General features: G+C 64.7%; 18 protein-coding genes. 2 read left to right on the forward strand and 16 right to left on the reverse strand.

Features of this window, described 5'->3' with window-relative positions; all coding sequences use genetic code 11:
* Positions 1-72: 72 nt before the first annotated feature.
* The 16 genes from R2669_RS03025 to R2669_RS03100 form a co-directional block, all read right to left on the reverse strand.
* A complete protein-coding gene (locus R2669_RS03025) occupies positions 73-1,974 on the reverse strand; it encodes a methyl-accepting chemotaxis protein (protein ID WP_316898474.1) in 1,902 nt (633 codons plus the stop codon).
* Between the two features lie 223 nt (positions 1,975-2,197).
* The gene (locus R2669_RS03030) at positions 2,198-4,042 is read right to left on the reverse strand and encodes a methyl-accepting chemotaxis protein (protein ID WP_316898476.1); all 1,845 of its coding nucleotides are present in this window, start codon (positions 4,040-4,042) and stop codon (positions 2,198-2,200) included.
* 122 nt (positions 4,043-4,164) lie between these two features.
* Positions 4,165-4,656 (reverse strand): chemotaxis protein CheW, encoded by a 492-nt coding sequence (locus R2669_RS03035; RefSeq protein WP_147214363.1) that lies wholly within the window; start codon positions 4,654-4,656, stop codon positions 4,165-4,167.
* Between the two features lie 77 nt (positions 4,657-4,733).
* Positions 4,734-6,911, reverse strand: a complete 2,178-nt coding sequence (gene cheA / locus R2669_RS03040; RefSeq protein ID WP_316877105.1) for a chemotaxis protein CheA — start codon at positions 6,909-6,911, stop codon at positions 4,734-4,736.
* Between the two features lie 18 nt (positions 6,912-6,929).
* Positions 6,930-7,343, reverse strand: a complete 414-nt coding sequence (locus R2669_RS03045) for a response regulator (protein WP_092972205.1) — start codon at positions 7,341-7,343, stop codon at positions 6,930-6,932.
* Between the two features lie 24 nt (positions 7,344-7,367).
* Positions 7,368-8,315 carry a flagellar motor protein MotB gene (gene motB / locus R2669_RS03050; protein WP_316877106.1) on the reverse strand — a complete coding sequence of 316 codons (948 nt, stop codon included), beginning with the start codon at positions 8,313-8,315 and terminating at the stop codon, positions 7,368-7,370.
* A gap of 79 nt (positions 8,316-8,394) precedes the next feature.
* Positions 8,395-9,255, reverse strand: coding sequence for a flagellar motor stator protein MotA (motA, locus tag R2669_RS03055; RefSeq protein ID WP_027679318.1), 861 nt, complete (start codon positions 9,253-9,255; stop codon positions 8,395-8,397).
* Between the two features lie 535 nt (positions 9,256-9,790).
* Entirely contained in the window at positions 9,791-10,351 is a 561-nt protein-coding gene (flhC, locus tag R2669_RS03060; RefSeq protein WP_092972206.1) for a flagellar transcriptional regulator FlhC, read from the reverse strand.
* 77 nt (positions 10,352-10,428) lie between these two features.
* Positions 10,429-10,746 carry a flagellar transcriptional regulator FlhD gene (gene flhD / locus R2669_RS03065; RefSeq protein WP_004627783.1) on the reverse strand — a complete coding sequence of 106 codons (318 nt, stop codon included), beginning with the start codon at positions 10,744-10,746 and terminating at the stop codon, positions 10,429-10,431.
* Positions 10,747-11,606: 860 nt separating this feature from the next.
* Entirely contained in the window at positions 11,607-12,503 is an 897-nt protein-coding gene (locus tag R2669_RS03070) for an SMP-30/gluconolactonase/LRE family protein (protein WP_316898478.1), read from the reverse strand.
* Entirely contained in the window at positions 12,500-13,354 is an 855-nt protein-coding gene (locus tag R2669_RS03075; RefSeq protein WP_316898480.1) for a citryl-CoA lyase, read from the reverse strand. Before R2669_RS03075 ends, R2669_RS03070 begins: the two co-directional genes overlap by 4 nt.
* A gap of 2 nt (positions 13,355-13,356) precedes the next feature.
* On the reverse strand, positions 13,357-14,544 hold the full coding sequence (locus R2669_RS03080; RefSeq protein WP_316898482.1) for a CaiB/BaiF CoA transferase family protein: 1,188 nt from the start codon (positions 14,542-14,544) through the stop codon (positions 13,357-13,359).
* Positions 14,545-14,614: 70 nt separating this feature from the next.
* Positions 14,615-15,409 carry an IclR family transcriptional regulator gene (locus R2669_RS03085; RefSeq protein ID WP_316899058.1) on the reverse strand — a complete coding sequence of 265 codons (795 nt, stop codon included), beginning with the start codon at positions 15,407-15,409 and terminating at the stop codon, positions 14,615-14,617.
* 20 nt (positions 15,410-15,429) lie between these two features.
* A complete protein-coding gene (locus R2669_RS03090; RefSeq protein WP_147214369.1) occupies positions 15,430-16,434 on the reverse strand; it encodes an ABC transporter substrate-binding protein in 1,005 nt (334 codons plus the stop codon).
* 27 nt (positions 16,435-16,461) lie between these two features.
* A complete protein-coding gene (locus R2669_RS03095; protein WP_316898484.1) occupies positions 16,462-17,292 on the reverse strand; it encodes an ABC transporter permease in 831 nt (276 codons plus the stop codon).
* Positions 17,276-18,097, reverse strand: a complete 822-nt coding sequence (locus R2669_RS03100; protein WP_316891434.1) for an ABC transporter ATP-binding protein — start codon at positions 18,095-18,097, stop codon at positions 17,276-17,278. Before R2669_RS03100 ends, R2669_RS03095 begins: the two co-directional genes overlap by 17 nt.
* A gap of 259 nt (positions 18,098-18,356) precedes the next feature.
* Here R2669_RS03100 and R2669_RS03105 point away from each other — a divergent pair, with 259 nt between their 5' ends.
* Together R2669_RS03105 and R2669_RS03110 are read left to right on the forward strand one after the other, a co-directional pair.
* Positions 18,357-18,869, forward strand: a complete 513-nt coding sequence (locus R2669_RS03105) for a FlxA-like family protein (RefSeq protein WP_147214372.1) — start codon at positions 18,357-18,359, stop codon at positions 18,867-18,869.
* 155 nt (positions 18,870-19,024) lie between these two features.
* Positions 19,025-20,641 carry a COG3904 family protein gene (locus R2669_RS03110; protein WP_316898486.1) on the forward strand — a complete coding sequence of 539 codons (1,617 nt, stop codon included), beginning with the start codon at positions 19,025-19,027 and terminating at the stop codon, positions 20,639-20,641.
* Position 20,642: the final 1 nt, after the last annotated feature.

The following is a 20,642-nucleotide window of genomic DNA, read 5'->3' on the forward strand; positions in this document are numbered from 1 at the left end:
ATGCCCGCTCTCAGTCGTTGGCGGGTACCGTTTCCGCGGGCCGCGCCAAGTTTGCTGTTGGCGGGGCTGGCGTCAGAAGGTGCTCCAGTCATCTTCATCGGCAGAACCGGCGCTCAGCTTGAGGGCCGGGGCGACGGCGGCCTCGGAAACGGCAGCCGCGGCGACCGCGGCAACCACCGGTGCAACGGGTAAATGTGCTTCGTGATGCGCTTTTTCAGCTTGCGCGGCGGCGGGCGCCTGCTCGGGGGCCGTCTCCGGGGACACGGGCGGCTTGGCCGCCTTGCGCGAAGCCAGCGCGCGCGCCACGGCGGGCACCATTTCGGTCTTTGCAGGGCGGACCTCGCTGCGTGCGCCCAGCGCCGAAACCACGGCCGGCGCCCCGACGGCCAACTCGGCCGAAGCATCGGTGCGGAACGTCGCCACCGCGTTGCGCAGCAGTTGGGCCTGTTCTTCCAGCGACAGGGCCGCGGCGGCGGCTTGCTCCACCAGCGCAGCGTTCTGCTGCGTGACCTCGTCCATCTGGTTCACCGCCTGGTTGACCTGCTCGATGCCGGCGCTTTGCTCGTCCGACGCGGCGGAAATCTCGCCCATGATGTCGGTCACGCGGCGCACGGCCACCACGACCTCCTCAATGACCGTACCGGCTTCGGCCACCAGGGCCGACCCGTTGCGCACACGGCCGACGGAATCGCCGATCAGCTCCTTGATCTCCTTGGCCGCCGTGGCCGAGCGCTGCGCCAGGCTGCGGACCTCGCCCGCCACCACCGCAAACCCGCGGCCCTGCTCGCCCGCGCGCGCGGCTTCCACGGCGGCATTCAGGGCGAGGATGTTGGTCTGGAAGGCAATGCCTTCGATCACGCCGATGATGTCGGCGATCTTCTTGCTGCTGTCATTGATGCCGGCCATGGTTTCGACCACGCGGCCCACCACCTCGCCGCCCTTGACGGCGATGTCCGACGCGCTACCGGCGAGCTGGCTGGCCTGGCGGGCGTTGTCGGCGTTCTGCTTCACGATGCTGGTGAGTTCTTCCATGCTGGAAGCGGTTTCCTCCAGCGAGGATGCCTGCTCTTCCGTGCGCTGCGACAGATCGGCATTGCCGGCCGCGATCTGCTTGGTGGCGCTGGCAATGGAATCGGCGGAACTCTTGATGTTGGTGATCGTGCCGGTTAGTTGCTGCTGCATCTGCGCCATGGCGAAGAGCATGCTGTCGTGGTCGCCGGGGCGGGTCTGCACGTGCACGGCCAGATCGCCGGCGGCAATGCGGCGGGCAATCTCGGCCGCGTACGATGGTTCGCCACCCAACTGGCGAGACAGCCGGCGCGCAATGACCAGGCCGAGCACGATGCCGAGCAACGCGCCCGCACAGGCCATCACCATCATTACCAGACGCGAGCGGTGTGCGTCGTCGTGAGCCTTGACGGTGGACGCGGCGGAGACCTCCTCCACACGCTTGACCATCTTGTCGAGCGTCTTTTCAAACGCCGCGGTGTCGTCCAGCAAGCCGACGTTCTCTGCGGTGACGCGGCTGTCGAACTGGGTGGGGTCCAGGCCCTGCTTGTCCATCAGTGCCACGAAGTCGGTCATGCGCTTGCCCCAGACGGGGTAGATGGCGTCGACCTCGCGGATCATCTTCTTGCCTTCGTCCGAGGTAAACAGCGGGCGGACGTTCTCCACACCGTCTTTCAGGTGCTGCATGCTGTCGGCAATCTGCCCGCTGAGCGTCTTGCGCTCGGTGAGCGTGGTGGCAATCAGCAACGCCGTCTGCGCACGGCTGGCATGCGCCAGGCTGTTGGCCGCGGTGCCCATCTGCGTGATGGCGCGCATCTGCTTTTGTGCCAGCTCTTCGCTGGCTTTGGTCAGCTGCGTGATCGTGTAGATGCCCAACCCGCCGATGGCTGCGCCCATGGCCGCCACAATCAGGAATCCGCCTGTCAGCATCGTGGACACCGGCAAGCGCTTGATCCAACCCGTCATCTGTCTACCCCTCGTTTCTTATATGCCCCTCTAACCGCTATCGGTTCCGAGAGGACGGCTCTTTAGAACCGCCATGGGGTCATGCCACTTCAGTGGGGGGTGACCCCGGCTTCAGCGGGCACTAGCCCAGGCAAAAAAAAAACCTGCCCCAGAGGGCAGGCTGCACACCACAAACACACACGAGAGAGCTTTCGCGAGCAGCGAAGATCCCGTGCATACATGGTCAAAAGGTCTCCCAATCGCTATCGTCGCCGCCAGCGGCAACGAGCTTGGGTACGGGCAACTTGGGCGCTGACGCCGCCGCTTTGGTCACGGCAGCGGCGGCGGTGCGCTCGCGTTGTTGTTCTTTGGCGCCGGCCGGTGCTGCGGATGCAGCGGCGGTCTGCGCGACGGGTTCAGCGGTATTGCGTGCTGGGGCCTTCGGCTTGGCGGCACGGCGCGGTGCGGCCTTGGCCTTCGGCGCCGGCTTGGCAGCCGCACGAGCAGCCACGGACACCGCCGGCGCCACGTTTGCCTGCGTGCCGGCTTGCACACGGAACGCCGCCACAGCCTGGCGCAGCCCGCTGGCCTGCTCCTGCAGCGACATCGCGGCGGCCGCCGCTTGCTCCACCAGCGCGGCGTTCTGCTGCGTGCCTTCGTCCATCTGCGTGACGGCCTGGTTGATCTGCTCGATGCCGGCGCTTTGTTCGTCCGATGCAGAGCTGATCTCGCCCATGATGTCGGTCACGCGCTTGACGGCAACGACCACCTCGTCGATGACGCTGCCCGCTTCCGCCACCAGCGTGGTGCCGTTTTCAACGCGGCCGACCGAATCGCTGATGAGTTCCTTGATTTCCTTGGCTGCCGTGGCCGAGCGCTGCGCCAGGCTGCGCACCTCGCCCGCCACCACGGCAAAGCCGCGGCCCTGCTCGCCCGCGCGGGCCGCTTCCACTGCAGCGTTCAGCGCCAGGATGTTCGTCTGGAAGGCAATGCCTTCGATCACGCCGATGATGTCGGCGATCTTCTTGCTGCTGTCGTTGATGCCGGCCATGGTGTCCACCACCCGGCCGACGACTTCACCGCCCTTGACGGCGATGTCCGATGCGTTGCCGGCCAGCGTGCTGGCCTGGCGCGCGTTGTCCGCGTTCTGACGCACGATGCTCGTCAGTTCTTCCATGCTCGACGCGGTTTCTTCCAGCGCCGAAGCCTGTTGCTCCGTGCGCTGCGAGAGATCTGCGTTGCCGGCCGCGATCTGCTGCGTGGCACTGGCAATGGAGTCGGAGCCCGAGCGCACCTGCCCCACCATCTTCTGCAGGCTGTCCTGCATGCGTTGCAGGGCATGCAGCAGGCGCCCGGTTTCGTCGGCGCGGTCTACCTGGATGGTGTGCGTGAGGTCGCCCTGCGTAATGTGTTCTGCCTGTTCGATCGCCCGCATCAACGGTACCGTGATGGAGCGGCGCAACGCCCACGTCAGCAGCCCGCCCACCAGAATGCCGCCCAGCAGCAGGCCCGTGGTAAGGGCGCTGAGATTGTGATGCTCGGTCTGGCTGGCTTCGTAGCTGGCTTTGGCCGTGTCCATCTGCAGGCGGTTGAGCGCCGTGACCTTGTCGCCAAGGGGGCGGTACAGCGCCGGCATGACGTCCATGACCGTCTTGTTGATGCGCGCTTCGTCGTGTGCCTGCACGGCTTGCATCAACACCTGTGCGCCGTCACGCACGAAGGCATCGCGCAGGCCCTGGGCCTCGTCGGCCAGCTTGCGCTCGTCTGCCGTGGTGGGCAGCGCGCGGTAGCGCTTCCAGGCGGCGTCGGACTTGTCGAGGAACATCTTGGCGCGCTCGATCGTCTTTTCCATGCCCGGCGCGTTGGGCGCCATGGCTGCACGATCGAGCACGATGCGGAAGCTCAGGAGGTTGGAATCGGATTCGGCCAATGCCACGGTGCCCGCCAGCTGCACGGCATAGCCGTCCTGCACGCGGATGTTGGCGTGTCGCATGCCGATCAGGCCCGTCACGCCCACGATGACGGCGAGCACACCGATGCCCGCCATCATCAGCCCCAAGCGGAGCCGGATGGTCATTTTGCTGAACATGCTTCCCTCCCCTAACGGCGCCGCACCTGTTGTTTCGGTGTCTTGTCGCCCACCGGGCCCCTTCGGCCCGGCCTCAATCGCTGTGGACACGTCGCCGCGCCCCAGCCGGATTCATGTCGCGATCAGGCAGCTTCCGCTTCGTCGCACAGTGCCATGTCGGCCGACATCAGCAGACGCTCGATGTCCACCAGGATCAGCATGCGCTCGTCGATCGAACCCAGGCCGCGGATGTACTCCGTGTCCAGCGCGCCCGAGAACTCCGGCGCCGGCTTGATCTGCTGGCTTTGCAGCGTCAGCACGTCCGACACGCCATCCACGACGATGCCGACCACGCGGTCCATCAGGTTCAGGATGATGACGACGGTGTACTGGTTGTACTCGACGCGATCGAGCTGGAACTTGATGCGCAGATCAACGATCGGCACGATGATGCCGCGCAGGTTGATCACACCCTTGATGAAATCGGGCGCATTGGCAATGCGCGTGACGGTCTCGTAGCCGCGGATCTCCTGCACCTTCAGGATGTCGATGCCGTATTCCTCGCGGCCCAGCGTGAAGGCCAGGTATTCCTCCCCGCCGGTGTCTTCGCCGATCGCGTGTTCCTTGACTTCCATTGCGGCTCCCCTCGGCCCATCGGGCCACTAGATTGAATTCGTTGCGGTGGCGGATTCCACCCTGCAGGCGTGAACGCTTATGCCGCGGCCATCGCCTCGGTCGAGAAACGGCCGCCCTGTGCTTCGCCCATCTCGTGCTTTTCGGCAGTAACGGCACGCATCGCGTTTTCTGAATGGCCCGAGCGGGTCTCGCGCATCAGTGCCGACACGTCGACGATCAGTGCAACGCTGCCGTCGCCCAGGATGGTCGCCCCCGAAATGCCGGGCACGCGGCGGTAGTTGGTCTCGAGGTTCTTCACCACCACCTGCTGCTGGCCGACCAGTTCGTCCACCTGCAGCGCAATCTTCTTGCCTTCCGAATCCAGGATCACGACGATGCCTTCCGACGGATCGGGCAGCGACGGCGTGATGCGGAAGCGTTCGTACATCGGCACCAGCGTCAGGTATTCGTTGCGCACCTTCAGCAGGCGGCCACCGCCCGGCACGGCCTTGATGTCTTCCGGACGCGGCTGCAGCGATTCGGCCACGCACGACAGCGGGAGGATGAACACTTCGTCGCCGGTCTTGACGGACATGCCGTCCAGAATCGCGAGCGTGAGCGGCAGCACGATGCGGATCGTGGTGCCCTTGCCCTTCTGCGACTGGATCTCGACGTAGCCGCCCATCGACTGGATGTTCTGCTTGACCACGTCCATGCCGACGCCGCGGCCGGAGACGTCCGTCACCTGGTCGGCGGTGGAGAAGCCCGGCGCGAAGATGAGCTGGTTGATCTCGTCGTCGGTCATGTTGTCCGACACGGGCAGTCCGCGCTCGCGCGCCTTCTTGAGAATCTTGTCGCGGTTCAGGCCCTGGCCGTCGTCGCTGACTTCGATAACGATGTTGCCGCCCTGGTGTGCAGCGGAGAGCAGCAGCTGGCCGGTGGCGTCCTTGCCGGCGGCCACGCGGGCCTCGGGCAGTTCGATGCCGTGGTCCAGGCTGTTGCGCACCAGGTGCGTGAGCGGATCGATGATCCGTTCGATCAGGCCCTTGTCCAGTTCGGTCGACTTGCCGAACGTCGACAGCTCCACCTGCTTGCCCAGCTTGTGCGCCAGGTCGCGCACCAGGCGAGGGAAGCGGTTGAACACGTAGTCCATCGGCATCATGCGGATGGACATGGCGGCCTCTTGCAGGTCGCGCGCGTTGCGTGTGAGCTGCGACAGGCCGGCAAACAGGCGTTCGTTGAGCACCGGGTCGAAGGCCTGCGCGGTTTGCGCCAGCATGGCCTGCGTGATGACGAGTTCGCCCACCAGGTTGATGAGCTGATCGACCTTTTCCACGCCCACGCGGATCGACGTTTCTGCAGCCACGGCGGGCTTGTGGTCGGCAGCGGCCGGGCGGGTCGGCGCCGGGGCTGCGGCAGCGGCAACCGCCTGCGCCGGCGCGGCTTCGTTGGCAGCGGGGGCATGCACTTCCGTCTGTGCGGCGGCGGGCGTCGGTGCGGCGACAGCCGGTGCGGCGGCTTCGGCCGCGGCCGGCGCGGCGCCACCAACGTGCGGCGTGATGACGATCTGGTCGGCATCGATGATGAAGCAGCTCACCGCGGTGATGTCGTCGGCGGTGCAGGTGCTCTGCAGCACGATGTCGCTGTTGCGGCCGGTGCGCACGTGGCGCAGCACGGTGCCCAGGTGCTTGAGTTCGGTGACGATCAGCTCGCAGTCTTCATTCGAGACGTTGATGAGCTTGATGTCCAGGCCGCCTTCGATGTCGCCCACGGCGTCGGCCGCAGGCGCTTCGACGACCACCGGCTCGGGTTCAGGCGCAGCCACCGGTTCGGGCGTCGCCACCACGGGCGCCGCAGCCGCCGGTGCGGCGGCAACAGGGGCGCCTTCCTCGGCGGTCAGGCTGTTGAGCTTGGCCACCATGTATTCGAGCGTGGCCGTATCGATGGGGTGCTCTTGCCGGTAGGCATCAAGTTGGCTTTTCAACACGTCTTTCGTTTCCAGGAAGGCATCCACCATGTTTTCGCGCAGCTGCAAGGTACCGGTGCGGGCGCGGTCCAGAATCGATTCCGCCACATGCGTGAGTTCCGTCATGTGCGTGAAACCGAAGGTCGCGGCACCACCCTTGATGGAGTGCGCGCAGCGGAAGATGGCGTTCAGATCATCAGAAGAAGGGTTGGCGACATCGAGGTTGAGCAGCAGCCGCTCCATGTCGACGAGCAGCTCTTCCGCCTCTTCGAAGAAGGCGCCGAAAAACTGGCTAAGGTCGAGGTTCATATCTGTCGTCTCGGTCGTTTAATGCGTCGATGCAGACCCGTGGGTCTGCGCATGCCATTCGAGCAGTTGCATCACCGAATCCGTCAGCCCATCCGGGTCGAACGGCTTGGGCAGGAAGCCCGTCGCGCCGGCAGCGCGTGCCTGGTCGCGGATGGTGCTGTCTGCCTCGGTGGTCAGCATGAGGATCGGGGTGTCGGCGTAGGCCGGCAGCGTGCGCAGGGCACGGATAAGGGTCAGGCCGTCCATCGACGGCATCACCTGGTCGGTGATCACAAGGTGGTGGCTGCCCTGGGCCAGCGTGCGCGCGGCTTCCAGCGCGGCGGTGCCGTCGCCGGCTTCCGTCACGGCAAAGCCGCACTCGCGCAGGCACGCGGCAATCATGCGGCGGATCGATGTGGAATCGTCCACCACCAGGATGTGTTTCTCGCTCATCGACTGTTTCTCCCTCGGCGCTCTTTATGGCTTGGCCGCAGTCACCGCGTCTGCCACACCCGTGGCACGTGCGGCGGCGTCGGTCAGCGTGTCTTTGCCGTCATTGCGCAGGTCGGCCACCGGCTCGACCCCACCCGAACGCACGGCTTCAGCGGCGCGTGCGTTGAGCACGACGATGCTGATGCGGCGGTTGATCGGGTTGTAGATGTTGGTCTTGTCCAGCGGCACCGACGCCTCCAGGCCCACCACGCGGCTGACCTTCTCGGGCTTCATGCCGCCGGCCACCAACTCGCGTCGCGACGCGTTGGCGCGGTCAGCCGACAGTTCCCAGTTGCTGTAGCCGTGCTGCGTTGCGTACTGCGTGGCGTCGGTGTGGCCCGACAGGCTGATCGGGTTGGGCACGTCGTTCAGCGCCGAGCCCAGCTCGCGCAGGATGGTGCGCATGTAGGGCTGCACCTCGGCGCTGGCGTTGGCAAACATCGGGCGATTCTGCTGGTCGACGATCTGGATGCGCAGGCCCTCGGTGGTCATGTCGATCAGCAACTGGTGCTTGAACTGGCTCATCACTGGGTTCGTCTCGACCATCTCGGCAATCTTCTGCTTGAGCTTGTTGAGCGCCGCATCGTCCGATTCGTCGCGGATGTTGCGCTGGCGCTGCACGGTCGGGCTGGGGCTTGGGTTCGGCTGCGGCATGTTCTGCTTGAGCGCGGGGCTGCCCTGCAGGATGCTCGATTGGTCGCCCGAACCGGCGCCACCGAACAGCGCCACCTTCAGCGGCGTGCGGAAATACGTTTCGACCGACGACAGCTCGGCCTTGGTCACCGAGCTGAGCAGCCACATCAGCAGGAAGAACGCCATCATGGCGGTCACGAAGTCGGCGTAGGCGATCTTCCACGCGCCACCGTGGTGGCCGTGTCCGCCTTTCTTGTTGCGCCGAATGACAATGAAGGTCGGCGTGCTGGACTTGCTCATGGTCCGTTCCCGTCGGTGTGTGCTGCGTCGTTAATGGCTTGGCTCGTTGGCCACGCTCTGTGTCATATGGGGTTCAGCGCTACGCTGTCTTGGCGCCACGGACGTGGTCTTCCAGCTCGGCAAAGGACGGACGCTCGGTCGAGAACAGCACCTTGCGGCCGAACTCCACGGCAATGGCCGGGGCGTAGCCGTTCATGCTGGCCAGCAGCGTCACCTTGATGCACTGGAACAACTTGGTCGATTCTTCGGCGCGCTGCTCCAGCAGCGAACCCAGCGGCCCGATGAAGCCGTACGCCAGCAAGATCCCGAGGAACGTACCGACCAGCGCGGACGCGATCAGCTTGCCCAGCTCTGCCGGCGGCAGGCCGACCGAGCCCATGGTGTGCACCACGCCCATCACGGCGGCCACGATGCCGAAGGCCGGCATGGCGTCGCCCACTTTGGTGATGATGCGGGCCGGTTGTTCGGCTTCGTGGTGGTGGGTGTCGATTTCCTGATCCATCAGCGCTTCGATCTGGAATGGATTCAGGTTGCCGCCGACCATCAGACGGAGGTAATCGCAGATGAAATCCAGCGCGTGGTGATCAGCCTGGATGGCGGGGTAATTGGCGAACAGCGCGCTTTCGTGCGGGGCTTCGATGTCGGCTTCAATCGACATCATCCCTTCGCGGCGGATCTTGGACAGCACCACGTACAGCAGCGCCATCACTTCCATATAGAGGGCCTTGGTGTACTTCGAGCCTTTGAACAGGCCCGGCAGCGCCTTGACGGTGGCGTTGATGGCCTTTTTGTCGTTGCCGACCACGAAGGCGCCAATGCCGGCGCCGAAGATGATCAGCAGTTCGGTCGGCTGGAACAAGGGCCCGAGGTGTCCTCCGGCCAGCATGTAGCCGCCGAACACCGACGCGAGAATCACGATGTAACCGATGGCAACTAACACGGGGCGAACTCCTGAATGGGCGATCCTTCGATCAATACAAAGGGGAATATCGGCATTCCCCCGGTTAACTGAAGGCCGGAGCCCCTGGTTTTGCTGCTGCGCGAACCTTGCGAAACCCCGCCGCCGCGCCCTTCTTCCCCAAGAACGGCAACAAAACGGGCGGCTTGAGCACCACCTGGCTGAAAGAAGACGTTCCCCTGGGCGAATCCAAAGAAAAAAGGACGGAAATCGCTTTCCGTCCCGACTTTTTCGTCCGTTTTCTGCGCCCAGCGGCAAAAAAAATGCCGGTCCGCAGTTTCCTGCGACCGGCCTACCCCCTTCCCCTTTTGTCCTGCCTGAGCCCCTGTGCTTTCCTGCTCTGTGTTCCTGCTCTTTGTTCTTTGTATTGTTATGTGCCGATCTGGCCGGCTATTCCCGTATTTCCCGTACTGCTACCCGTATTTCCCGTCCGCCCTTTTTTTGTCCATCCCCCGGCGGTCCTGCAACTTCCGTGCTCCCGTCTTCCCGTATTCCCGTCTTCTTGCAAATGCCGTGATCAGGCGTCGACCGTCTTTTCTGCGATCGCATCAACCGGAGCAGCGACGCGCTTTTTCTTGCCTGCGCGTGACGGCGGCTGGCACACACCGCACACGAAATCGTGGTGCAGGTCGTCTGCGTGGGCCACGAAATGGCCGGTGCAGCGCTTGCACTTCACGGTGTGCAGCATCTTCCCCTCGAAGAATTTCAGCATCATCCACGCGCGGGTGATCGAAAGCACCTCTTCCTGTTCGTGGACGTGAATATGTTCCTGGTACAGCTTGTAGGCCGAGATCAAGCGGCGCACACCCGTGCTGCGGCTGTTCTCGCCCAGAAAACGGTAGATGTTCAGGAAGATCGACGAATGGATGTTCGGCGACCACGTCAGGAACCAGTCTGCCGAGAAAGGCAGCATGCCCTTGGGCGGCGATTCCCCACGGATTTCCTTGTACAGCTTGACCAGACGCTCACGGCTGAGCGTGGTTTCCTGTTCCAGCAATTGCAGGCGCGCACCGAGCGAAATCAATTCCGCTGCGAGGTGGATCTGCTGAACTTCGTTCATGACGCTGGTGTGACGCATGGCACTGCTCCCGCTTTCGCTTACTACCCATCCAAAGTGCAATCTCTGAACCCGGCGGAAAACCCGCCGCAAATGGCTCAGCTGATCTGCTCAACCGCCTGACGTGCCAGCAGAATCGACATTTGCGATTGCTGCAGGCCCTTGTCACGGTGCGGCTGGGTCACCAGACCCAGGATGGCGTGATCGTCGAAGCGGAAGCGGCACAGCATCATGTTCGTGCTGGCCAGCTTGACGATCTGCGCGGGCGACATCGTCAACAGGATGTCTGCCAATTCTTCAGAGATGCCCAGGCGAAAGAGCGCGGCATCGCGATCCTTGGCCAGCATCTGCTGGGCAAGCATCAAGTAGGTGAGATTCAGTTCGCTGATCTCGGAAACAATGTCTTGCGTGTCCATGTATGTCCCGTCGTGTGCAGTAAAAGTACAACTTGCATCCGATCTCGCATGGTGACGTCCGGTGGCGCTCTCTTTTTGCGCCTACCCTCGCCGGGCTGTTCACCAATCCCCACAGATCGGATGTTCCTGCAGTCGGCGCCGTTGCCGGCACTTCCTGCTCCTTCTTACTCACGTCGCTAAAGACATGGCGAAGTTGTTTTCTGTTGAACACATTGTGGGTTTACGTCCGGGCTAAGTAAAGAAGGGGGGACCCCTACGTCGGAGGGGTGAGGTAGTCCGATCTCTTGTAGGCGATTTTCCTACAAATCTGTTAATAAACGTTGCAAATGAAGCCTTTGCCGACGCAACAGCCCTGGGTGGACGATGCGCTAAAGCGGGTGTTTGACACGTATTTACCCCAATGAACGGCCAAAGATAGCAATTAAATTGCCTAAAGTTGCCGAAAATCAACAAAGAAGGCGTCGCACTTCTGCGACTGTGAGCATCGGATGCCGGGTTAACCGCTTGTAGGACACTTCTGACCCACTCCTACACGCCGTGTAGGACAGTTCCGACCCGTTTTTGGCCAATTTTGTAGGAGCGGTCCTACAGTCAAATGGCGATTTTGTAGGACGACTCCTACCTTTCAGTTTATCTAAACAAGACACGTCTACTTAAACGATACAAAAAGCCGTCGTGCGACGAGCTTGCCGAGGCGCGAAAGGACGGTACCGTCACTTCCCGTGCTGCAGCACAGCAAAAAGTGCGGCTTGACCGCCTTCATGAGGACAAATTGGGGAAATTTTGACGATCTGACGGCCGCCCTTCTTGTAGGACAGCTGTAGGACAACGTGAGCCGCAGCAACCGCTCACGTGTGCCGTCAATCTTGGAGCGGCGAGATCCAGCGGGCGCGCAATACGGTGCCCGTGGCGGATTCGGTGATGACGAGCGATTGCCCGTCGGGCGTGAGTGCAACGTTGGTGGTGGTGCGCCCCCGGCATGACGCGATGCGCGCCAGCGGTTCGCCATGCGGCGAGACGACGAACACCGCGCCCAGCGATGCATGCGCGACGAAGAGGTGGCCGGCTGCGTCCATCGCCATGCCGTCGGGGCCGCTGGTGCCGTAGAACTGCGCGAAGCGGCCGACCTTGCTCGTGCTGCCGTCGGCAAGCAACGGCAAACGCCAGACGGCGTTGTCGCGCGTCATGGCAACGAACAGCGCGGATTCGTCGGGCGTCAGCACCAAACCGTTGGGGCTCGGGCCATTGGCGAGCAGACAGTCGAGCCGGCCATCCGTGCGCAGGCGATACACACGGCCGGTCGGGTCATGCAGGCCGGTCTGGCCTTGGTCGGTGAAATACACATCACCGTTGCGGGCGACGATCAGATCGTTGGGGCCCTTGAAGCGCTCGCTGTTGCGCCGCGTAAGAAACGGTGCGACCGCGCCCGTCGCAGGGTCCAGCGACAGCAGGCCATTCTTGTAGTCCGCAATCAGCAGCGTGCCGTCGTGGCGCAGCGCCAGGCCGTTCGGTTCGCCGTCGTATTCGGCCACCACATCCCACACGCCCTGCGCAGAGACGCGCAGGATACGGCCATGCGGAATGTCGACCAGCCAGAGATTGCCGTGTGCATCCCAGCACGGGCCTTCCAGAAAGCAATCGACCGGCGCGCCGCCTTTGTTGGCGCGGGACCATTCGGTCGGCACGGGGCGGCGCAGCGCGCCGGGCATCTCCGCAAAGACGGTGGTTTCGATGACGGGCCAGTTGAAATACGTCATGGCGCGGTGGCGGGTTCAGGGTGAGCCAGATGCCGCGTGGCATGCCCGGTATAGCGGTACGGCAACTGGCGCGGCATCGGGCCCTTGTTGCGTTCACCGCGGCCGCTTTGCTCCCAGGCGTGCGCCAGGATGCCAACGGCACGCGACAGACAGAACACGCCGCGTGCAAGCGGCGCAGCAAAACCCAGTTCCGCATAGATGACGGCCGTGGCGCCATCGATGTTCATCGGAATCGGCTTGCCCTTGCGGCTGGAGAGCAGCGCTTCAATGGTGCGGCCGATAGCGGCATAGCGCCCGCCGACCACCCCGTCCTGCGCCGCCTCGTCCACGAGCGCGAGCAGGCGCCCCGCGCGCGGGTCTACGGGGTGAAAACGATGCCCAAAGCCCGGCAGGTATTTGCCATGCGCAGCGATGAACGCGTCGACACCCGCCGCCGTGGCCGCCTCCAGCGAGGCGCCGTCGAAGATGCGCGCCTCGATATCGTGGAACAGCTCGACCGCCTGCTGCCCCGCTCCGCCGTGCACGTCATCCAGCGCATTCAACGCAGACGCCATCGCGCCGTTGAGCGGCAGGCCACAGCTTGTCGCCATCTTCGCGATCGCAATGGATGGCGCATGCGGGCCGTGATCGACCGACGCCACCAGCGCCGCTTCCAGCAAAGCCGCCTGCCGCTTGCCCGGCAATTCGCCGCGCAGCATCAGCCAGATCATTTCGGCAAAGCCGATCTGGCCGATCAGCTCCTGGATCGGGTAGCCGCGTACGTGGATGCGGCCCGGTTCGATGTCAATGATGTCGGTGCGCCAGTAATCGGCAGCGAGGCCGGCGGCGTCCTGTGTCGGTGCGGTCGTCATGATCAGATGGCGCCTTCGGCGCGCAAGGCTTCGATTTGGTCGTGGCGGTAACCGAGCCTGGCGAGCCAGTCGTCGGTATGGGCAGAGAGCGATGGCGCCGGTGTCTGCGGGCACGGATCTTCGCCCGAGAGGCGGAAGCCCGCGCGCGTCACGTGCTGCCCGGCTTCCGGGAACGAGGTGACAAAGCCGCGGCCCGTCACCTGTTCGTGCGCCAGCACGCCAGGCACGTCGAGCACCAGCCCGGCCGGCACGCCGGCTTCGATCAGCAGCGGCTCCCATTCGGCGGCCGGGCGCGCGGCCAATGCCGCTTCCAGCGCGTCGTTGAGCTGCTGGCGATGTTCCTTGCGTGCATGGCGCTCGGCAAAGCGCGGGTCGGTGGCCAGCTCCGGATCCCCCACCACGCGGCACAGCGCGGCAAATTGCTTGTCTTCGTTGGCGGCGATGTTGATCAGTCCATCGCCCGTGGTGAATGTGCCCGACGGCGCGGCGGTGAAGTTCTGGTTGCCCATCGGCTGCGGCGTCACACCGGCGTTCAGGTAATTGGAGACGACCCAGCCCATGGTGGCAAGCGTCGATTCCAGCATCGACACGTCCACCATGCAGCCCTGCCCCGTACGCTGCGCGCCGAGCAGGCATGCGGTGACGGCCAGCGCCGCCGTGATCCCGCCCACCGTGTCGCTGATCGGGTAACCAACGCGCAGCGGCGCCGATGCATCGTCGCCGGTGACGCTCATCACGCCGGAAATGCCCTGGATGATCTGGTCGTATGCGGGTCTGCCGCTGAGCGGGCCGTCCTTGCCAAAGCCCGAGATGGCGCAGTAGACGAGACGCGGATTGACCTCGCGCAGCACGTCGTAGCCGAGTTCCAGGCGGTCCATCACGCCGGGGCGGTAGTTCTCGATCAGCGCATCGGCCTGCGCCACCAGCTTGAGCAGGATCGCGCGCCCCTCGGGGTGTTTCAGGTTGACGGTGACGGACTGCTTGCCCGCATTGACGGCAACGAACGAGGCGCCCATCTTGCGGCGCGCCTGCTCCGGATCGGCGCCCAGACGGCGGGCGAGATCGCCATTGCCCGGCACCTCGATCTTGATGACTTCAGCGCCGAGCAAACCCAGCTGATAGCCGCAGAACGGCCCGGCCAGCACGTTCGACAAGTCGAGCACGCGCAAACCCGCGAGAGGCAAAGCCATGAAAACAACTCCTGCTACACAGTCGGCTCCGCCCCTCGCCCGTTCAGGAAGTTGGGCGTCTTGGCGGAGCCTAGGTTTTAGAGATCAGTTGGGCAGCGAGACGCAGCGGCGCGGGGTCGCCGCCCAGCGTGGACGTGATTTGCGCAGCGTGCTCCAGCACCGGCACGCGCCACGACTGCAGCAGCGCCCCGTCGATGCGCGAAGCCGGGCCGGCCAGGCACAGCGCCCCGCGCAACGCCTGCTGCGCCCCAAACACCGGCACCGACAGGCCCACCGTTTCCCGATCTCGCTCGCCGATCGACACGTAGTAGTGATCGCGCCGGATCGCGTCGTACGTGGCGCCCTGCATGCCCGAGAACGCGCACAGCACGCGCCCGCCCGAACCGCGCTCCAGCGGCAGCACATCGCCCTCGCGCACGTGATCGCGGATCGAATGGTTTGAATCCACGCGGTGCAGGCAGACACGCACGTCGCGCTCGCGGATGTAGAGCGACACCGCCTCGCCCGTGGCTTCGGCCAGCGCGCGCATATGCGGCAGCACCACGTCGCCCAGGCGCATGCTGCGCTGGTAGAGCGCGCCCAGCATCAACGGCGCGGCACCGATCTGGTAGCGGCCGTCTTCGAGGCGAAACAGCATGCGGTGCTGGATGAGCGAGCCGGCAAGCCGCAGGATCGTGCTCTTGTAGAGCCCGGTGCGCGCGGCCAGCTCGGCCAGCGTCAACGCGTAATCGCCGGGGCGGAACGCAAACAGGATCGAGAACGCGCGGTCCAGCGCAGCCACGCCCGACTGCCCCGGCGTGGCGGCATCGCCTTCGTTGGCGGCGGGCGTGGTCTCGTTCTGGGCGGTTTGGCGCTCTGCGGTCATGGCGGGTTGGGCGAGACGGTTCACTTGACCGTCTTCAGGGCTTGGTCGACGAAGCGGTTAGTGTACGTTTTCGCCAGGTCGATCTTGGCGTTGCGGATCTTTTCGTCGTAGCTGGAAAGCACCGTCAGCGCCACCTTGGCATCGGCATCCGTCATCAGGCCGTCCTTGGAGAAGATCGGCTTGGAGTGGCGCAGCGCATCGACAAACACGTCGCGCCCACCCACCTGCTGCTCCTTGGGCATCTTGTCGGCAATGGCTTCTGGCGTGCTGGCGTCGATCCATTTGAGCGTGCGGATGAAGGCGTTCACCAGACGCTGCACGGTCTCCGGATTCTTCGTCATGAAGTCGCGCGTCACGTACAGCGTGGCGGTCGGGTAGCGGCCGCCGAACACGGCGTTGGAGCCGGCATCGGTGCGCGTATCGACGAGGAACTTGGCGGCGCGGCGCTTCTCCAGCAGGCTCGCCACGGGGTCGAAATTGACGAGTGCATCGATCTCCTTGCGATCCAGCGCCACCATGCCCGGCGCGCCGGAACCCACGGCGATGTACGACACGTCGTTCACCTGCAAGCCGCTCTTGATGGCGTAATAGCGGGCAAACAGATCGGTGGACGAGCCCGGCGCGGTGATGCCGATCTTCTTGCCCTTCAAGTCCTTGCCGCTCTTGATATCGAGGTCGGGCCGCACGGCCAGCACGATGCCGGGCGTGGTGTTGAGCAGCGCGACCGAGACGATGTCCTTGCCCTGCGCCTGGATGTGGATGGTGTGGTCATAGAAGCCCACCACCGCATCGGTCGAGCCGGCAATCAGCGCCTGCAGCGCCTTGCTGCCGCCGGCCTGGAAGTTCTCCACCTTCACGTTGAGCCCTTCCTTCTGGAAGTTGCCCAGCGACTGCGTGAGCGGCACCGGCATGTAGTTCAGGATCATCGAGCCGACCGACAGGCTCACGTCCTTCTTCTCCGGCTCGGCGGCGTTGGCTGCCGTGCAGACGGCCGCACACAGCAGGGCCGAAATCCATCGCTTCATGGTTGTCTCCATCATTGTGATTGGGGCTCAGGCGCCCGTTTCGGGGTCGACCTTCGGGCGCCACACCAGCAACTTGCCTTCGAGCGCATCGACGCTGCGGTCCAGCGCAATCACGAAAGCGGATAGCACGACGATCCCCGAAAACACGCCGGTGGCATCGAACACGCCTTCGGCCTGCGCAATCAGGTGGCCCAGGCCGGCAGACGAGCCGAGGTACTCCGCCACGATCGCGCCCATGACGGCCATGCCGACGGAAGCGCGCAGGCTCGAGAGAATCCAGCTGGTGGCCGACGGCACATACACGTGGCGCAGCAGGCTGATGCGGCTGGCCTTGAGCAGCCGCGCGTTGGCCAGGATGACGGGGTTCACCTCGCGCACGCCCTGGTACGTATTGAAGAACGTGATGAACAGCACCATCGTCGCGCCCAGCGCCACCTTGGAGGTCAGCCCCAGCCCGAACCACATCACGAAGATGGGCGCGAGCAGGATGCGCGGGATCGCATTGAAGACCTTGATGAACGGGTCCAGCACCTCGGCCGCGAGCTTGGACAAGCCGAGCCACAGCCCCAGGCTGATGCCGAGCAACGTGCCGATGCCGAACGAGAGAATCGTCTCGGCCAGGGTGATCGCCAGATGCGTGTAGATGTCGCCGCCGGAGAACCACTCCCAGATGCGCGCGACAATCGACGACGGCATCGAGAAATAGAACGGATCGACCACGCCCGCGCGGCCGACGCCCTCCCACGAGCCGAACATCAACACCACCACGGCCAGCTGGAACAGGCGGATCTTGGTCTTGTGCGCGAGACCGGCGCGCTGCGTGCCCACGGCAGACATCGTGTTAGTGCTGGACGGCATGGCTCTTCTCCACTTCGGTGCCGAGGATCGACCAGATCTCGCGATACAGGCGGATGAACGCGTCGGACATGTTGATTTCAGACACGTTGCGCGGGCGCGGCAGCGTGATTTCCACATCGCCAACCGGCCGGCTGGCGGGCCCGGCGGACATGACGACCACGCGGTCAGCCAGGGCAATGGCCTCCTCCAGGTCGTGCGTGATGAACAGCAGCGATTTGCGGTCTTCCTGCCAGAGGCGCAGCAACTCGCTCTGCATGAGATGGCGCGTGTGCACATCGAGCGCCGAGAACGGCTCGTCCATCAGCACGATCTTGGGCGAGAGGATCAGCGTCTGCGCCATGCTGATGCGCTTCTTCTGCCCGCCCGAGAGCTGGTGCGGATAGCGCGCCTCGAAGCCGGCCAGGCCGACCTTCTTCATCCACGGACGGGCGCGCTCGCGGGCTTCATCCACCGGCATGCCCTGGAACACCAGGCCGAGCGCGACGTTGTCAAGCGCCGTCTTCCAGGGCAGCAGCGAGTCCTGCTGCATCATGAAACCGGCATTGCCATTGAGCCCGGTCAGCGGCTCACCAAACACCGTGACGCTGCCGCCGGCCGGCTTGAGCAGCCCGGTCACGGCGTTCAGCAGCGTGCTCTTGCCGCAGCCCGTCGGCCCCACCACGGCCACGAATTCGCCTTCACCAATCGACAGGTCAACGCCCTGCACCGCGGTGAAGCTGCCGAACCGCACCGAAACCTGATTGAGCTGGACCGCCGGCAACCCGGCGTGGAGTCGGCCGCTTGGGGCCGGAGGGGAGGAAAGCATGGGCGTCTCCGTGAACGCGCTTTTTTCGATGCGTTCTATTCAATGGAATTTTGTTCTATTCTATCGACCATCAACGACCGGGTTAACGGGCGTAAACCCGTAAACATCCCAAATCATGGGGACAATTGACGTACATTGACCAGAAAAATCGCCACATTTGTTCTTTTGGACAAACCTTCGTTCTTTTAGACGGAACGTTAGCAATAAAGACTCGTAAGGTTTGTTGGGCCGAACCCTAAAGTTTTCCGCCCGCCATCCGTTGACAGGCGTACTGATCAGCGAGATGGCCATGCAACTTTCCTCCCCTTCCGTTTCTACTGCGACCGCCGGCGCATCGGGCAGCGGAAGCAGCTCGGGCGCCGACATCGAGCGCCTGCAGCGCCAGCTCAAGAACCTGCAGAAGTCGATGCAGGATCTTCCCGCGCAGAATCTGCCGCCCGATCAAGCACGCGAGCAGGCCCAGTTGCTGAGCCAGCAGATCCAGATCGTGCAGGCGCAGATCGCGCGCCTTCAGGCGCAGAACGGCCTCGAGCAAGCCGAGACCCGGCTGGAGAACCGCCACAACGCATCCAAGAACGCTTCGGGCACAAGCAATACCGATGCGGCCGCCAAGGCCCGCACGACCGACAAGGTCACCGGTTCGTCCACCGTAAGCGACACCCGGCAGCACACTCGCGAGGCAGCGCAGGCGCAGGCGGCACAGGCTGCCCACCCCGCCAGCGCGGAGGCCATCACGCCGGCCAAGCCACCGCTGGTTTCCGTCAGGGCCTGACGGGCGCAGCGCGGCGGCGGCTTTTTGTGGATGACGCCGTTGCCCACGCCTGACCGCCCTGCTCATCACCCCCTCCCATCGGGGGGACGCCAGCTTGCGGCGCCGACAGCGACAATCGCCGCGCCGCCATCCGATGTGCGGCATCGAGAACACGCATGACCTCCGCTGCCAGCGACGCCGCCCTGCCCCCAACCGCTCCTTCCGATCCGCATCGGGAGCGCACGCCATCGCGCAATTTCTTTGCACGCCACTGGCGCGGTGATTACAGCCTCGCCCGGTCGTACTGGCTGCACACGGCGCTGATGCAGTTTGGTGTGGTGGCGCTCAGCGCCGGTGTCACGCACGCGCTCGCGCATAACGCGCCGGCGCGCGCGGCATCTGCCGCGCTGCTCGTGATTTACGTGATGGGATTGGCGCTGTGGATCTGGGCGGTGGTCGGCACCTGGCGCTCGGCGGATCGCGAACAGGCACGCAACCGGATTGCCGGCATGTCGAATCTGTGGCCGCTGATCGCCAAGGTGATGATCGTGGTTGGCGCCGTGGGCACCAGCTCGCGCCTCATCAACGATGGGCCGCGCCTGGGCGCGCATCTGCGTACCGCGCTCGGTGAGCAGGCGGCCTCGCCATTTACCGTGATACCGCAGCGCGACGGGCGGGCCATCCTCTTCAATGGCGGCATCAACGACGGCGCCGCCGATGCGCTGGAAGCCGCGCTGCGCAAGGCGCCGAACGCCACGGCTGTCGTGCTGCGCTCCGAAGGCGGTTGGCTGCGCGAAGGAACGCTGGTGGCAGACGTCATCCGCCGCCACCATCTGCGCACGTATGTTGAGCGCAGCTGCGCTTCCGCTTGCACGATCGCCTTCCTCGCAGGAGCGGACCGCGCCGCAGCACCAGGCGCGCGCATCGGCTTCCACCGCCCACGTGCGGTCGGCGCCGAGCACGACCAAACCCCGGGCGCGATCGACAGCGAACTCTGGCGAGCATATTCGGATGCCGGTCTGCCCGACGCATTCGTGCGCCGCGTGCAGGACACGCCGTTCGACCAGATGTGGTTTCCCACCGCGCAGGAATTGCTCGCCGACCACGTCGTCACCCGCACATCGCCCGGTGGCGAATACGCGACGATGGCCACGCAGCTGAATACCCGCGAAGCGCTGGCGGCGGAATTGCGTAGCGCCCCGCTGTACGCCGCACTGGAACGCAAGTACCCCGCGCACTTCAGCCGGCTGATCGACACGCTGTGGCCAGAGCTGCAGCGCAACGTTACCGATGCGCAGATCGTGGCGCTGCTGCGCGAGCAGACGGGCAAGCTGTACCGCGCGCTGATTCCGACTGCGCCTGACGCGCTGCTCTTCGCCAACGCGCAACTTACGCTGGAACAGGCCCAGGCCTTGCAGCGCGTGAGCCCTGAAGCCTGCGTGGCCTATCTGGACGGCACGTCCGGCGCGAGCGCCGCCGCCGCGCGATTGCCGCGCGCCCTCGTGACGCGCGAGCAGGCTCTGTTTTCAGACCTGATGCAGGCCGCCGACCCAGACCACGCGCCGGTTGTCACGCGCGCTCAGACCCTGCCGGTGCTGCAACTCGCCGTGGCCGCGCTTCCCATGGCCGAGCAGCGCGTACTGACCGTCCCGGCGCTGCGCCACACGGCCCCGCCGGCCGAGCGCTGCCAGGCGCTGATCGGTTTCTCCCGCTCCATCCTGGCCCTGCCGGAAGCCGAACGCGCGCTGGCGCTGCGCGGCATGTACGCCGATACCTCCGCCCCCGATGCGTGAA

It is taken from the genome of Ralstonia edaphi (genome assembly GCF_958350185.1).
GTDB classification, from domain to species: domain Bacteria; phylum Pseudomonadota; class Gammaproteobacteria; order Burkholderiales; family Burkholderiaceae; genus Ralstonia; species Ralstonia edaphi.

What these genes read in the sequence shown, in the direction of transcription:
- R2669_RS03090 (WP_147214369.1), bottom strand. Translation starts at nt 16,434, where the DNA reads ATGAAGCGATGGATTTCGGCCCTGCTGTGTGCGGCCGTCTGCACGGCA.
- R2669_RS03110 (WP_316898486.1), top strand. Translation starts at nt 19,025, where the DNA reads ATGACCTCCGCTGCCAGCGACGCCGCCCTGCCCCCAACCGCTCCTTCC.
- R2669_RS03030 (WP_316898476.1), bottom strand. Translation starts at nt 4,042, where the DNA reads ATGTTCAGCAAAATGACCATCCGGCTCCGCTTGGGGCTGATGATGGCG.
- motB (WP_316877106.1), bottom strand. Translation starts at nt 8,315, where the DNA reads ATGAGCAAGTCCAGCACGCCGACCTTCATTGTCATTCGGCGCAACAAG.
- R2669_RS03095 (WP_316898484.1), bottom strand. Translation starts at nt 17,292, where the DNA reads ATGCCGTCCAGCACTAACACGATGTCTGCCGTGGGCACGCAGCGCGCC.
- R2669_RS03085 (WP_316899058.1), bottom strand. Translation starts at nt 15,409, where the DNA reads ATGACCGCAGAGCGCCAAACCGCCCAGAACGAGACCACGCCCGCCGCC.
- flhC (WP_092972206.1), bottom strand. Translation starts at nt 10,351, where the DNA reads ATGCGTCACACCAGCGTCATGAACGAAGTTCAGCAGATCCACCTCGCA.
- R2669_RS03045 (WP_092972205.1), bottom strand. Translation starts at nt 7,343, where the DNA reads ATGAGCGAGAAACACATCCTGGTGGTGGACGATTCCACATCGATCCGC.
- cheA (WP_316877105.1), bottom strand. Translation starts at nt 6,911, where the DNA reads ATGAACCTCGACCTTAGCCAGTTTTTCGGCGCCTTCTTCGAAGAGGCG.
- R2669_RS03025 (WP_316898474.1), bottom strand. Translation starts at nt 1,974, where the DNA reads ATGACGGGTTGGATCAAGCGCTTGCCGGTGTCCACGATGCTGACAGGC.
- R2669_RS03080 (WP_316898482.1), bottom strand. Translation starts at nt 14,544, where the DNA reads ATGGCTTTGCCTCTCGCGGGTTTGCGCGTGCTCGACTTGTCGAACGTG.
- R2669_RS03100 (WP_316891434.1), bottom strand. Translation starts at nt 18,097, where the DNA reads ATGCTTTCCTCCCCTCCGGCCCCAAGCGGCCGACTCCACGCCGGGTTG.
- R2669_RS03075 (WP_316898480.1), bottom strand. Translation starts at nt 13,354, where the DNA reads ATGACGACCGCACCGACACAGGACGCCGCCGGCCTCGCTGCCGATTAC.
- R2669_RS03070 (WP_316898478.1), bottom strand. Translation starts at nt 12,503, where the DNA reads ATGACGTATTTCAACTGGCCCGTCATCGAAACCACCGTCTTTGCGGAG.
- R2669_RS03035 (WP_147214363.1), bottom strand. Translation starts at nt 4,656, where the DNA reads ATGGAAGTCAAGGAACACGCGATCGGCGAAGACACCGGCGGGGAGGAA.
- flhD (WP_004627783.1), bottom strand. Translation starts at nt 10,746, where the DNA reads ATGGACACGCAAGACATTGTTTCCGAGATCAGCGAACTGAATCTCACC.